The following is a 12,554-nucleotide window of genomic DNA, read 5'->3' on the forward strand; positions in this document are numbered from 1 at the left end:
TAGAAGAAACTCCAACTCCAGCTGACAAAAAGCGATATTGTTGAAGAATTTAAGCGTTTTATTTTATTGGCTATGTTTTGTTTGATAAAACCTCATGCTGATGAATGTCTTCCGAAGGAACTTACACAACCGCTCAATCAGATTCAAGTTCGGAGAATAGGGCGACCAAGATGACCTGCATGATTTTCGTGCCCTCGACCCATTCTCCGAGCTTCTTATTGCGGTAATAACGAACGTGAGTTCGACGTAAGAAAAAGGAGAAAAGAGGCTGAAATCAAGAGATAGTTTGTGTCTTAATGCGCTGAAAATAAAGAGTAAATTGCACAGTAATACCCGTTAATAAAACTGTAGAGATCTACTATATCGTCAGCGAATTCTTCAAAGAATATGACGCCGTAATCAAAAGTCATTCCTTGGAAGAAGGATCCCAAAGAAACGGAGGAATCGCAAATTCACCATGTCCAGAGTAGCGAGGTCATGACGATTCTTATCCTCTTCCATTTCCCCTCTTTTCGAAATCTAAAGCATTTCTATCTCTTTGTTCGAACACAAGTGAAGAAGGATTTTCCACATAGTGTGTCTTACAACCGCTTCGTAGAACTGCAACGAAAGGTTGGTATACCTCTTGTTTTCTTCCTTAAAATGAGAGATTTGGACAATGCACCGGTATTTCTTTTATCGATTCTACCCCCATTCGAAGCTGCCATATCAAAAGAGAAAAGTCGCATAAGACCTTCAAGAAATTTGCCAGAAAAAGTACACTGGGCTGGTTCTATGAATTCAAATTGCACTTGATCATCTATGACAAGAGAGAACTTCCCCGGCTTTCTTCTCACTCCGGACAACGTAGACGACAGAACGCCCTTGAAAATCATAAACTTCCACAAACGAATCTTCGGCAAGCTTTTCGCAGACAGTGGCTACATCTCGAAAGATCTCTTCGAGCAACTCTTCATTGACGGAGTTCACCTTATTACACGTTTGAAGAAGAGGAAGAAGAAAGCCTTAATGCTTCAATATGATAAGATCATGCTTCGGAAAAGATCTCCGATTGAAACCGTTAATGATCAACTAAAGAATATCTGCCAGATAGAGCTTGACCCGCCATCGATGCTTCCCGAACTTCATCATCAATCTATTATCGGCGTTGGCAGCTTTCTCCTTCTTCGACAAAAAGCCTTCCATCAATACTGCTGAGGAGTTTGTACATCCCTCTTTCCTGTCTGTCGCTTAGGTCGAGCTTATGTTAACGAGCATTATCGGTGATGATGTAGATGTTTTCGGCCTTTAGGATGTTTCTCCAAAGTCGCCTTGTAAAGCGCTATGGTAGAATCGACACTGAGGCTCGAACACTCATGGGCGATCACGTCCGTCACATCGTGAGCATTAAGCAATCCGTTGATGTTGATACGGTCACGGCCGCTCACCGTGGGCTGCTCTAAGGGTTTGCCTTTCCGTATCCAGGTATAAGTGGAACGTGCGTCGTGAGTCGGATGCGTATCATCAACATAATATAAATATCGCCCTATTTCTTAGCATCGAAGCATGTCTTTATCATTTGGACGAAGTTCAGCGTTTGCTTCACAAGGAACCTCGGTTGTCTTCTTGTAGGTGAAGCCTATGCGATTCAACAGATGTACCATCCCGCCCGGTGTATAATCCTATCTCGAAGGTGTTCTTTACCCATAGAGTCACACGTTTTGCATCTGTATAAATATGCCTTTTAAACTCTTTACAAAGCAAGCTAATTTGTTCACTATAAAGACGTCCAGAATAGCCCCTATAGCTATCTTCCAAAAGACCGTCGATACCATCTTGATCATAGAGTTTCTTATAACGATAGACTGTCGCAACGTCTATGCCCAAGCTCTGTGCGACAAAGTCAGGACTGCAGCCCATGGCCAGCATCAAGATACAAGTAACCCGAACGTAATCCGCACGCCTACTAACATTGCGCTGAAGTTTACGAAGCTCCTCTATTTCTTGTACTGATAGTTTGATTGACATAGAGGATACAAAGATGATTCCGTTTTACCGTTTCATTTCATATTCCTTTTCCGTTTGGCTATAAGATCGCATAATTTGTTTTTGTGGACGATCTCTCTTATCTTTGCCTTCAAATTTAACATTGAATTTCATGGGTATTATTGCAACACTTATTATTGGAGCCATTGCAGGATGGCTAGGGGGTACTATATATAAAGGTAGTGGATTGGGACTTGTTGGGAATATCATTATTGGCCTTCTTGGGAGTGGTCTGGGGTACTGGCTTTTAGGAAGTGTATTTAACATCTCTCTTGGTGAGGGATGGGTTGGTTCTATCTTGACAGGGGCTATTGGGGCTATTATTATATTGTTTTTGATGAATTTGATTTTTAAGAAAAAAAAGTAAGCAAAGAGGCGTGTTTGTGTGTATTTTTCAAGCCTTCCATCTCCTCCACAAAACAAAACCCCTAAGGCATATAATGCCTTAGGGGTTTTGTTTTGTGGTTTTAGAAGCATTAATTTCTGCTGGCAGTCCATATTTCTCTTCTTTAGTGCACGGAGTGTTTGTCAATGGGTAGATACTGATAGCTCTACTCCCCCAAAGGGAACGAATAAGAAACGAGCGAGATTCTCCTGCTTTCATCTCTTTGAAGTAGTCATAAGACATCTCATTTCTCGCCCGTAAAGGTGTCAAATTCTCTAACAAACGTAACAGCAAAAGTTTCGGAGCCTGCAGAAACCCCGAAACGGTTACGAAGGCCCACCCCTCAATGATCAGATAGCAAATCCTTGTCGAAATGCTATCGATGGCGAAAGGCATTTCCTCTTGCGTTCATATCGGATTTGACGAGCGCCTGACAAATGATCACTTATCAGAAAGTTTTTCCTCTCTGCAAGTTTCATAGGATACGAGAAGCAGGAATCGAGGGAGAGTGAGGTTTTCTTTGATTAAAAAGTTTGATTTGCAGGAAAGAGAGTTTTTTAGGGATAAAATGCCAAGAATCACAGAAAGCAAGTTTCGTATTACGATTGTATCCACGATATTTACGTCGAATATTTAACAGGCCAGTCGTATGAAAACCATAGATAATACTTCGCCAGACTTGTCAGGGCGCCCTTAGGAACCGCACCCCGGAGGCGTAGCAAGATAAATTGATCCGGAAGCGGAGCTTGTGATTAACGAAAAACATGATGAGAAATGAAGACGAAGTTCATTTTATGGATTAGCGCACTCTTTCTGTTATTGTGGATGGGAGCAGGATGCGAAAAGGAGAGAAAAATATGTTGTTCATGCGAATGTGAAGAAGAAAAGATTCCAATCGTAACGCTCAGGGATGAAACGGCCCATATCAGAATTTCGGAAGATGATATCACTATAGTATTAGATGATAAGGAGATTATTCCTGAACATTACCTCATCCCGCGAGGTTGTCATATTCCGGAGAGGTACAGGAAAGATGGAATATCTATTGTTATAAGCGGAGAGGTTTTCGATTGCAGTGAATACATTAAGCCGGAAATAAAACGGGCCCGGCTTACTTTGTTAAATTGTCAACCATAAAAAGAAACGATTGTAAAAAACAATAATCTTCATATCTGCGTTAGCACTATGGGTTAGTGGCTATTCGCAACGAACATGTGGTTCCGAGCTGAATATGGAATATATTCGTCAGACTGATCCCGTGAAATACAGAAGAATAATCGCTTAGGAGAGCGCAGTACAACAAAATCTGCGCAGTTCAATGAAATACTCCTCTGTCAACAAAATTATCATCCCTGTCGTTGTGCATGTGGTATATAGTAGCACACCACAGGATATCAGCAATGCTCAGATTCATTCTCAAATACAGGTGCTGAATGAAGATTTTCAAAGAAAGAACGCAGACAAGGAGAATACGCCACCAGCATTTTCAAATGTTGCTGGAAGCGCAAATATTGAATTCAGATTAGCTAAAGTAGACCCCAATGGAAATCCTACAGATGGTATAATATGAACCCGAACTTCGGTGGCAGTTTTCACCCCAAAAGCCAACAATGTGAAATTCATCAGTACAGATGGATCTAATGCTTGGAATACAAGATATTACTTGAATATTTGGGTGTGTAATCTAAAAGATGATCTCTAGGATATGCTCAATTCCCGTTCGAATTTAAAACGAGGCCCAACACTGATTGTGTGGTAATTGATTACAAATATTTCGGAAGGGATGACAGCCCCATGTCTCCTTATAATAAAGGTAGGACTACAACGCATGAAGTAGGACACTGGTTAGACTTACGCCATATTTGGGGTGATAAAAAGGGTAGTTTCGGTACCGATTATGTTTCAGATACGTCTGATCAAGAAGAAAAAACTTTGGGTACCGCCTCATTCCCAAAAACTGATCATTGCATCCAAGTTTCACCTGGAGTTATGTTCATGAATTACATGGACTATACAGATGATGCATGCCTGAATTTGTTTACAAAGGGGCAAGTAGAGCGTATGTTGGCATTATTCAAATCTCAGAATGGTATCAGAAAAGAAATGTTGTTATATGCCGATGCGCTGACAGCCCCTACTCCCCCTCTCCATCTCTGGACCCACCGTTGTCTACAATCAGAGTGTGTACACCATCAAGTCTTCCGTTAGGAGCATCTGTGAAAATCCACATATTACAAAAAGCTGATGAAGCAAGATTTTTATAAGCATATCACCATTCGAAATGTAAAAAACACATGAAAAGACAACGGAGATTGTAAGGGACAAAGAAGAGTAGAACTCTTGACTTTTTGTCTTAATGGCTGAAATCAAAGATATATGGCGATATAAGCTAAGCCTATGATTTATTCTATTCCATTTGGTTTGTAATTAAACACCCGGTACAGTCTTTTCCTATTCACCGCGGTTTACTGCGTAAGCGCCTGATAGATAGTTTTCTCTGTCGACGTTGGTAGGCCAATTTACATAGGTCAGCACCACGCACCTGCAAACTAAGATCAATCTCCGTTCAGAACATGTCGTTCGGACTTTCTGTCAGCTCCTCCACTGTATCCCCCGTTCTTCTTTCTCTTTTGGCCGGCTTATTTCGAAGAAGAGATTCAGTGCACCTGCGAAATAGGCGTTGAAAGCGTTCGAGGCGTAAACCTCCAACTTACAGAGCATGACACCGGCCGTTTTGTCCACCGTGATCACCTTAAAAGGCTTCCCCAGCAAGCGTGCACGCACGAAGTCGGACTTCGTTTTCGCGCCTGATTTTCGGAAGAGATCGATGGCTTTTTGTTGGTCTTCAGAAGCCGGCGGTCGGACGTGCCAATTGTCCCAGCGCGAACTGTTGTCTTTCATTTCGATTTGAGGTTTTTAGGTGGCGACTTTGGAGCTGAACCGCCGCGGAGGCCGCTCCGGGGGCAAGGCGTTTTGTAGCACAAAACGGTTTTTGTGTCACAAAAACACACCTTGCCAGGCCCCAGAATAGAAGGTGCCCGTACCCTGAACACTTGCACTCAATACATGCAAGTGTTCGGGAGGGCATTGCACGCTAAGCGTGCATGTGTTCAGAGCTTCCGCCATTGTTCGATGCTGTCCTTGTACCCGTCGAGATGCTCCCGAAGCACACGCTCGACATAGCCCGAGATGCTGGCGCCTCGCAGGCCGATTCGGCGGACAACGAAGTCTAGCCTTTGCTGAGTCTCGTCAGAGACGTAGACCGCCTTGCGGTGACTGATGCGTACGGGTTGGAGGTACGTGTCTCGAAATGCGGCCAAATCCTCCTTGTGGCTCTTGGCCTTTCGAGGAGCCGCAGCAGGTGGAGAGGGTGGAGCGGAGAGAACGGGCGCAACAACTTCCGCCGGAGGAGGATCAAGCGTGCTTCTTGTCGCCTCAATCTCTACAGGCGGATCAAAGAAGGGCGACTCTTCTACTGTGTGACGTTTGACGCCATAGTCGCCCAGTTTTTTCAGTTTGGCGGTCAAGACGGCCTGCCGTTGTTCTGCTGTCATCTTACCGCCTGCGGGCGGATCAAAGAATAGCGATTCTTCCGCCTTGGCCTCTGCCTCCACTTCCGCCTTGCGCTTGGTTTCGGCATTGCCACCCATGCCGCCCATCGCTTCCTGTTTAGCGGCTAATCTGGCGCGCCGTAGTTCTTCTATCGTCATACCGAAGGCTTTTGAATGGGGTTATAATGTCGGTCGAGCATCGCTTGCAGGTCGCTCTGTTTACAAGAGGATCTTGCCGCCGATTTTGTAGAAGGCCAAGAGGCCGCGGCTGCGATACTCCTGTAGCGTGCGGGTGCTGAGCTTGAGCCGCTCGCAGACCTCCTCGCCGGTGAGGTAAACTTCCCCAGCGAGTGTGGGTCGGGCCGAGGCGCAATAGCGCTCCAGCTTCTTCAATACGCCCTCCATGAGCTGGACAAACAGCTGCATTTGAGGGCTTTCTTCCGTAATGATTGCATGCTCTGCCATCGTTCATTCAGCTTTTGAATTCAGTAATTCGGCGATGTCGCCGGCTTTGTAATAACACTTATGCCCGACCATGGAGAAGGGGATTTTGCCCGTATCTCTCAAGGTCTGCAGGGTGCGAGGGCTGATGCTCAGCCGGCGGCATACGGCGTCGTTGTCGAGCCATTCGTCGGTCTCGGGCGGGTTGCCAATGAGCCGCTCGAGGCGGTAGATAAAGTCGGCAAAGGCGGAGCGATGTCGCTCCCAAGCCTTACCGTCTACAAGGATGATCTGCATGGTGTTTTTGGGTTATGAGGTTGTATAATGTGATTGGAGCAACCAGAGTTGCCAGCTCACCTTCGATCCAGCGGACCGGCAACCAGAGTTGCCAGCGTCACTTTCGATCCAGCGGCCTCGGCAATCGAGTTGCCAGCAAACTTTTGAGCCAGCGGACCGGCAACCAGAGTTGCCAGCGTCACTTTTTCTCTAGCGTCCTCTTCCTCGGCGGACAAACTCGCAAGGCACGGCGCAGCCTCTGCGTCTGCTCGCTGCCCATCAGCGGACGAAGCTCTTATAGCTGTCTCTGTAGCCTCTTACCGAAGACGGACTGAGCGTCTTGCCCTTCTGCGCCTCCTTCTCTCGGCAAAGGGCCAGGTAGATGTCTGCGAACCTCTGCCGACAGTGCACCCACGCCGAAACGCTTCAGCGCCAAAATGAAGCGAGGGACACTGGAGGCTTACAAGCAAACCTTCCTTGTTCCTGTCAAGCTGACAGATCGTCGGGCGGTCTATTTGAGTAGAGACACACAGGAGCGCGCCGACTTCGTTGTCCGTCGTTTGGGCGATCGGGGTGCCAACCTCTCGAGCTTCGTGGAGCACATCGTGCGCGCCCATTTGGAAGACTACGCCGAGGAGATCGAGGAGTGGCGGAAGCTGTAATCCGAGCACGCTAACTCGTCAAAGAGTCCACGAACAATATGCACGTCAAGCAATCAGCAACCGCCTGAATGCATGGCATGCAGTGATCACAGGCGAAACTCCTGAATTGTACCAAAGCGTGACGACGGTAATGCAAGACGTCAGTTTGTTCCCACAAACTGCGCTTGCTCCCCCGCCCCTGTCGGTCGGTGGAGAGGGCCGTAATCACATCCGTTCTCATCGGCCCAAACCATAGAATAAGCACCACAGAAAACATCGACAACATGCACATCATCGCCAATCGAATCAGCCTCTGCGGACAGGTCTACGATACCACCTTCGTTGGCAATCGAGCAGCCAGAGTTGTCGAAAAACTCAGTCGCGAGTACGGACTGGCCATTGCCAACGAAGTCCGCTCCGCGTGACCGTATCGAAAAGCCCAAGCTTATTCCGCAAGAGAGCGGACAAAGCAGCAGATTAGAAACATCTGCTACGCCCTACTGGACAAATACCGAGGGAAAGGCCTGTCGGGTCACTCCATGTTCCTCTACGAACTCCACCGAAGTGGCGTCACGATCGACCGCATGAAGAACAAGCAGGGGAAAGTCTACGGGATGAAGTTCACCTACGGCGAGCACAGTTTCAAGGCCTCCGAGATCGGTCGTGAGTTCGGCTACCGCACCCTGCCGAAACAGTTTGAGACCGGCAATGCGCAGAAGCCCATCATCCAATCCTCCATGATCCATACGAAAGACAGTACACCTACCGCACAAGTCGCAAGCTCCGCTTTAGACACTGCGGAAAGCCTCCTTTCAGAGGTGGGCGAAGTAACAATCCTACAGACCCACGGCACAGACTACGCTGAGATCGCATGGCAGCGACGCTTAAGAAACCAAGCCGGGAAAAAGAAGAAGCGAGGGAGGGGGATATGAGCCTTAGCCTCCATCCGCTCTGCGTTCACGACGCGCTCCCAAGTCGAAAGCAGAATCGAGAGAGTCGCGTCAAAAACGCCTGTAATTCAAATAGTCATAGTAACATTGCACCCTCAAATGACAAGCGCCCTTTGTTTGTGCAGATTCTAGCAATCCCAAGCGCTTCGCTCGTTTCTACCTTGTTACCCGTCCAATGCCTACGACCGAGTAACTTCTTCTTTTACAGGAGGATATTCCTGAATAGTTTTCTACGTCATCAATCTTTGATGACACATCATCAAACCTTCTTCACGCATGATCAATCTTTGATGACGCGCGATCAAACTTTCTTCGCGTGTGATCAATCTTTGATGGCGCGTGATCAAATTTTGATCACTCGAGATAGCAAAAAGCTCATGCGTCATCAAAATTCGATCACAGAAAAGTGAATCGATCACCCGTATAATACCGAACTACTTTATTCCCTCATTTCCCTTATCCCCCAATCCCCATAAAACACAAACTTATCCTCTGCCTCGTGTGCTGCCTGCTGCTTACGCGAACGGCGCACGCCCAATGGATCGTTACCGACCCTGTCAACTTGGCAGGCAACATCGCGAACACGATCAAAGAGATCGCCACCGCCTCCAAAACGGTGAACAACACTTAGAGGGTGTGTCAAACCCAAGAGAGGTGCCTCCCTTCGACACATACTCCTTCCGTTCTGCGGATATACCTGTAGGGGCGAATAATCATTCGCCTCTACGAAAGGACGCATGGGGACATTCTATCAATCTGGTTCATCTTCAAACTGTCCGCTGATAAACCGTCGGCCACGGAGCAAGGGCTGAACAAGGATGTCCCCGCAGGCGTCGTCTGACGAACTGCCAACAAGCGGGCCCAGGACGTACGAGCAGGGATCTAACGAAGGAACAACCCAAGATATATGTACACATAGACTTGGTGAGACTCTCTAAGGTCCCAAGTACCCGGCAAACTTCGCTGCGGGGCGCACCCCGCCATCGCCGAACTGCAAAATCCGGGCTACGTCCCCGACTCCGGCGACTGGTACTACATCGTCTTCTTCCTCATCGGCATTGTGGGCTTCTTCTGCGTGCCGACAGTTGCGGGCTGGATCATCGAGGCCGGTGGCATCGGCAACTATGGTCGCAATGTCAATCAGACGGCGCAACGTGGTGTGCAAGGCGCATACACCGGCGGCAAGGTGACGATGGCCGGAACGGGTGCCGCACTCGGCAATGCCGGCGGACGGATCAAGGGTTTACTCATTAAATGATAACGTATTATGGAGTTCAGATCACTCACCAACATAGAGACCTCATTCAAGCAGATCCGGCTCTACGCCGCCGCCTTCGTTGTGTTGTGCATAGTTATTACAGGCATCGTCGTCTATTCGTCGTACGCCTTTGCCAACCGTCAGCGGGAGAAGATCTACGTCTTGGACAACGGCAAGTCGCTCATCCTCGCCCTCAGTCAGGATGCGGCCGCGAACCGTCCCGTGGAGGCGCGCGAGCACGTCCGCCGTTTCCACGAACTCTTCTTCACCGTCGCACCTGACAAGGACGCCATCGAGAAGAACATGGAGCGCGCCTTCCTCTTGTGCGACAAAACGGCATACGACTACTACCGCGACCTCGCCGAGAAAGGCTACTTCAATCGCATCATCTCGGGCAACATCAACCAGCGCGTGGAGGTGGACTCGATCCGCTGCAACTTCGATCGCTACCCGTACGAGGTGACAACCTACGCCCGCCAGTTCATCGTCCGTCCGAGCAACGTGACGGAGCGCAACCTGATCACGACATGCACACTGCAAAACGCCGTCCGATCAGACAACAACCCGCAAGGCTTTCTGATGGAGCACTTCCTTGTTCGCGAAAACCGAGACATACAGACATATAAACGTTAGGCCATGAGCACAAGATTCACCCTCACCCGCCGCTACTTGCGGGCACACGTATGGCTGCACAGACAATGCGACCGTCTAAGTCCCAAGTGGCAGAAGCGGATTGTCTTCGGGCTTTGCATCGTCTATTTCGCTTGCGCAGCAGCCATGATTGCCCAGCTCTTCCTCCCACAAAAGGAGGGTCAGCTACCCATTACAAGAAGCGACCAAACGATTGTCGATAGCCCGATCAAGCGGGACAGCCTGCATCGCCACGTTATTGAACCCATAAAGACCTAACCTATCATGGGCACCAAACGCAAAGAACAACTACAGCGCACCCTTGTCTTCTTGGGGCTGGGGCTGCTGTTTACCCTGTCGATCTGGTTCATCTTCAAACCGTCCGCCGATGAACAGTCGGCCGCGGAGCAAGGACTGAACAAGGACGTCCCACAATCATCGTGGTGTTTGTGGAAGTTCCATAGTACCTATACAGTAGTGCACAAGCGCCTTGTACGGTAGCGTACAAGCATCGTGTACAGTAGCGTGCCCCGGCGTTTCCCAAGGTTTTAATGGTCGATAACTAACATAGATCGAGGGTCTGGCAAACTTCGCCGCGGGGCGTTCCCCGCCCGTCTCCGTCTCGCAGAATCGGCCCGCATTGAGGGCATGACGCTGCCCTCTAACACGGTACTTATTGCGCAATCTACAATCGACGGCAACCGGATGAAGCTCCATGTCACGAGTGTAGAACACGCCGGTCGTATCCTCGCCGTCAAGCTCTCCGCCTTCGACCTCGACGGGCAAGAAGGCTTATCCATCCCCGGCTCTGAGGAGGTCTCGGCCCTCAAAGAAGTAGGCGCAGGCGTCGGTGGAACAATCGGAACGAGCTTCACCTTCGCCTCGTCGGCCAAAGACCAACTCATCGCCGAGGCCGCCCGAGGCGTGATGCAGGGCGCCAGTCAGCTCCTCCAAAAGAAACTCCGTACGATCAAGGTGACAGTCAAAAGCGGTCACCGACTCTTCCTCGTCCAAGCCAAGTAATCCTCATTTCATCATCTGATTCCCATGAAAAAACTCCTCCTATCCGCCATCCTTTGCTGCGAATTCATCACCACAACCTTCGCTACAAGTACCGACACGTTGCGCACGCAGATGCGCTCTACCGGCAACCTGTATCAAGGCATGAGCCGCGCTGTCCCTAACTGCCGTTAGCCCTCTGGAAGAAACTTCCACGGTATCCTCAACCGCTGTTTGGTCTCTGGAAGAAACTTCCACGGTACCCCCAACGGAAGATAGGCCTCTGGCAGAAACTTCCACGGTATCTCTAACGGCTGTAAAGTCTCTGGCAGAAACTTCTACGGCACTTCAACCGGCTGTTGAGCCTCTGGCAGAAACTTCCACGGTATCTCCAACGGCTGTTAGGCCTCTGGCAGAAACTTCCACGGTTTTACTCGCCGCTCCCACCACCCATTCACATTATTTATTGCCCGCTGAGTATGCATGCCGGTTTACAAGAGGTTTTATCCGGACTAATCCAGCCGCTCGTCCTTGAGAAAATCCTTATGGAAGCCACCAACGTCCTCCAATCGAAGGTCGACATCGATAAAGAGCACAAGGCGGTTCGCGCCTTGTCGGAGGCGGCGGGCTGCATCTTACTGTAGAGCTGTTCCTGTCGGATCACCTGCTCTTTGTCGTTGGCGGCCGCGGACTGTTCCTCTTCGGCTCGGACGTACATCTCTTTCGACCTGCTATCTCGGCAGGTTTCCGCATCAACCTCTAACCCCAATGAATCATGAAAACGAACATCCGTAATGCGGCATGGACAATCATCGTCCTGCTCCTGGCCGGGTTTTGCTGGGTTGGCTGTGATCGCCGTCTGGATGTGCGAACGGTTTATCCGTTCCAAGTCACCACGATGCCCACCCCGAAAATCCTCACGCTGGGCGAAGAAGTCGAGATCCGCTGCACGCTCGCGCCCGAACGCATCGTGAAAGGCACGCGCTACACCCTCCGCTATTTTCAGTACGACGGCAAGGGCTCGCTGCGCATCGGTCGACGCGGTAAGTCACTCACGCCGAACGATCGCTACGCCATCGCGCCGGGACATTTCACTCTTTATTACCACTCACTCTCTGCCGAGCGACAGTCGCTCGAAGTCGTGTTCGAAGACAACCACGGCGAGAGTCAAACGCTCGCCTTCGACTTTAACAGCAAGGAAAAGGAAGCTGAAAGTGGCTATTCTTTGCTTTCGCATCCCGGTGGGCCGCTCACCGAGTCCGCTGGATCAAAAGCGAGCCAGTGAGTCGCTCTCCAGAGTCCATCGAAATCTTTTTTCATCGCCTATTTTGTTCATAACCCTGACATGAAAAGCATCTGTCCGCGACGGATCGGTGCTTTTGCTTTTTTATCCACCCC

At 49.3% G+C, this 12,554-nt stretch carries 11 protein-coding genes and 10 pseudogenes; 15 read left to right on the plus strand and 6 right to left on the minus strand.

The window, feature by feature from the left end; all coding sequences use genetic code 11:
- Positions 1-329 precede the first annotated feature (329 nt).
- A pseudogene (locus C7123_RS07170) lies at positions 330-1,234 on the plus strand (IS982 family transposase).
- A 298-nt stretch (positions 1,235-1,532) separates the two neighbouring features.
- Here C7123_RS07170 and C7123_RS13610 read toward each other — a convergent pair.
- Positions 1,533-1,622 carry a hypothetical protein gene (locus tag C7123_RS13610; RefSeq protein ID WP_394365938.1) on the minus strand — a complete coding sequence of 30 codons (90 nt, stop codon included), beginning with the start codon at positions 1,620-1,622 and terminating at the stop codon, positions 1,533-1,535.
- Complete coding sequence (locus tag C7123_RS07180) at positions 1,582-2,007, minus strand: helix-turn-helix domain-containing protein (RefSeq protein ID WP_083207007.1); 426 nt, start codon at positions 2,005-2,007, stop codon at positions 1,582-1,584. Before C7123_RS07180 ends, C7123_RS13610 begins: the two co-directional genes overlap by 41 nt.
- A gap of 130 nt (positions 2,008-2,137) precedes the next feature.
- Between C7123_RS07180 and C7123_RS07185 the strand changes: the two genes are divergently transcribed.
- The 4 genes and pseudogenes from C7123_RS07185 to C7123_RS13615 form a co-directional block, all read left to right on the plus strand.
- Positions 2,138-2,392 (plus strand): GlsB/YeaQ/YmgE family stress response membrane protein, encoded by a 255-nt coding sequence (locus C7123_RS07185; RefSeq protein ID WP_069176263.1) that lies wholly within the window; start codon positions 2,138-2,140, stop codon positions 2,390-2,392.
- Between the two features lie 792 nt (positions 2,393-3,184).
- Positions 3,185-3,547 (plus strand): hypothetical protein, encoded by a 363-nt coding sequence (locus C7123_RS07190; RefSeq protein ID WP_069176264.1) that lies wholly within the window; start codon positions 3,185-3,187, stop codon positions 3,545-3,547.
- Between the two features lie 181 nt (positions 3,548-3,728).
- On the plus strand, positions 3,729-3,980 hold the full coding sequence (locus tag C7123_RS13515) for a zinc metalloprotease (RefSeq protein ID WP_269467187.1): 252 nt from the start codon (positions 3,729-3,731) through the stop codon (positions 3,978-3,980).
- Between the two features lie 143 nt (positions 3,981-4,123).
- Positions 4,124-4,618, plus strand: a pseudogene (locus C7123_RS13615) (M43 family zinc metalloprotease); the annotation flags it as partial.
- A 498-nt stretch (positions 4,619-5,116) separates the two neighbouring features.
- Here the strand turns inward: C7123_RS13615 and C7123_RS13620 are convergent.
- The 4 genes and pseudogenes from C7123_RS13620 to C7123_RS07215 all read right to left on the minus strand — a co-directional run.
- Positions 5,117-5,311: pseudogene (locus tag C7123_RS13620) on the minus strand (plasmid mobilization protein); the annotation flags it as partial.
- Positions 5,312-5,520: 209 nt separating this feature from the next.
- Positions 5,521-6,120: a DUF3408 domain-containing protein gene (locus tag C7123_RS07205; RefSeq protein WP_394365895.1), complete on the minus strand. Its 600-nt coding sequence runs from the start codon at positions 6,118-6,120 to the stop codon at positions 5,521-5,523.
- Positions 6,117-6,426 (minus strand): annotated as a pseudogene (locus C7123_RS07210) (helix-turn-helix domain-containing protein). Before C7123_RS07210 ends, C7123_RS07205 begins: the two are co-directional and overlap by 4 nt.
- Before the next feature lie 3 nt (positions 6,427-6,429).
- Positions 6,430-6,699, minus strand: a complete 270-nt coding sequence (locus C7123_RS07215) for a helix-turn-helix domain-containing protein (protein ID WP_069176266.1) — start codon at positions 6,697-6,699, stop codon at positions 6,430-6,432.
- Between the two features lie 389 nt (positions 6,700-7,088).
- On the opposite strand from C7123_RS07215, the pseudogene C7123_RS07220 reads away from it, so the two are divergent.
- The 10 genes and pseudogenes from C7123_RS07220 to C7123_RS07265 all read left to right on the plus strand — a co-directional run.
- Positions 7,089-7,340: pseudogene (locus tag C7123_RS07220) on the plus strand (DUF3408 domain-containing protein); the annotation flags it as partial.
- Positions 7,341-7,582: 242 nt separating this feature from the next.
- Positions 7,583-8,251 (plus strand): annotated as a pseudogene (locus C7123_RS07225) (relaxase/mobilization nuclease domain-containing protein); the annotation flags it as partial.
- 490 nt (positions 8,252-8,741) lie between these two features.
- A pseudogene (locus C7123_RS07230) lies at positions 8,742-8,897 on the plus strand (DUF4141 domain-containing protein); the annotation flags it as partial.
- A gap of 369 nt (positions 8,898-9,266) precedes the next feature.
- Positions 9,267-9,527, plus strand: a pseudogene (locus C7123_RS07235) (conjugative transposon protein TraJ); the annotation flags it as partial.
- Between the two features lie 9 nt (positions 9,528-9,536).
- The gene (traK, locus tag C7123_RS07240; protein WP_069176269.1) at positions 9,537-10,160 is read left to right on the plus strand and encodes a conjugative transposon protein TraK; all 624 of its coding nucleotides are present in this window, start codon (positions 9,537-9,539) and stop codon (positions 10,158-10,160) included.
- 3 nt (positions 10,161-10,163) lie between these two features.
- Positions 10,164-10,436, plus strand: coding sequence for a hypothetical protein (locus C7123_RS07245; protein ID WP_069176270.1), 273 nt, complete (start codon positions 10,164-10,166; stop codon positions 10,434-10,436).
- 336 nt (positions 10,437-10,772) lie between these two features.
- Positions 10,773-11,180: pseudogene (gene traM / locus C7123_RS07255) on the plus strand (conjugative transposon protein TraM); the annotation flags it as partial.
- 24 nt (positions 11,181-11,204) lie between these two features.
- On the plus strand, positions 11,205-11,351 hold the full coding sequence (locus tag C7123_RS12920; RefSeq protein ID WP_159049864.1) for a hypothetical protein: 147 nt from the start codon (positions 11,205-11,207) through the stop codon (positions 11,349-11,351).
- Between the two features lie 409 nt (positions 11,352-11,760).
- A pseudogene (locus C7123_RS07260) lies at positions 11,761-11,919 on the plus strand (conjugal transfer protein TraO); the annotation flags it as partial.
- 12 nt (positions 11,920-11,931) lie between these two features.
- Positions 11,932-12,441, plus strand: a complete 510-nt coding sequence (locus tag C7123_RS07265; protein ID WP_069176273.1) for a DUF3872 domain-containing protein — start codon at positions 11,932-11,934, stop codon at positions 12,439-12,441.
- Positions 12,442-12,554 lie beyond the last annotated feature (113 nt).

Source organism: Tannerella serpentiformis (assembly GCF_003033925.1).
GTDB lineage: Bacteria > Bacteroidota > Bacteroidia > Bacteroidales > Tannerellaceae > Tannerella > Tannerella serpentiformis.

Excerpts from the sequence above, each read along its gene's own strand:
- C7123_RS07180 (WP_083207007.1), bottom strand. The coding sequence starts at position 2,007 with ATGTCAATCAAACTATCAGTACAAGAAATAGAGGAGCTTCGTAAACTT.
- C7123_RS07185 (WP_069176263.1), top strand. The coding sequence starts at position 2,138 with ATGGGTATTATTGCAACACTTATTATTGGAGCCATTGCAGGATGGCTA.
- C7123_RS07190 (WP_069176264.1), top strand. The coding sequence starts at position 3,185 with ATGAAGACGAAGTTCATTTTATGGATTAGCGCACTCTTTCTGTTATTG.
- C7123_RS13515 (WP_269467187.1), top strand. The coding sequence starts at position 3,729 with ATGAAATACTCCTCTGTCAACAAAATTATCATCCCTGTCGTTGTGCAT.
- C7123_RS07205 (WP_394365895.1), bottom strand. The coding sequence starts at position 6,120 with ATGACGATAGAAGAACTACGGCGCGCCAGATTAGCCGCTAAACAGGAA.
- C7123_RS07215 (WP_069176266.1), bottom strand. The coding sequence starts at position 6,699 with ATGCAGATCATCCTTGTAGACGGTAAGGCTTGGGAGCGACATCGCTCC.
- traK (WP_069176269.1), top strand. The coding sequence starts at position 9,537 with ATGGAGTTCAGATCACTCACCAACATAGAGACCTCATTCAAGCAGATC.
- C7123_RS07245 (WP_069176270.1), top strand. The coding sequence starts at position 10,164 with ATGAGCACAAGATTCACCCTCACCCGCCGCTACTTGCGGGCACACGTA.
- C7123_RS12920 (WP_159049864.1), top strand. The coding sequence starts at position 11,205 with ATGAAAAAACTCCTCCTATCCGCCATCCTTTGCTGCGAATTCATCACC.
- C7123_RS07265 (WP_069176273.1), top strand. The coding sequence starts at position 11,932 with ATGAAAACGAACATCCGTAATGCGGCATGGACAATCATCGTCCTGCTC.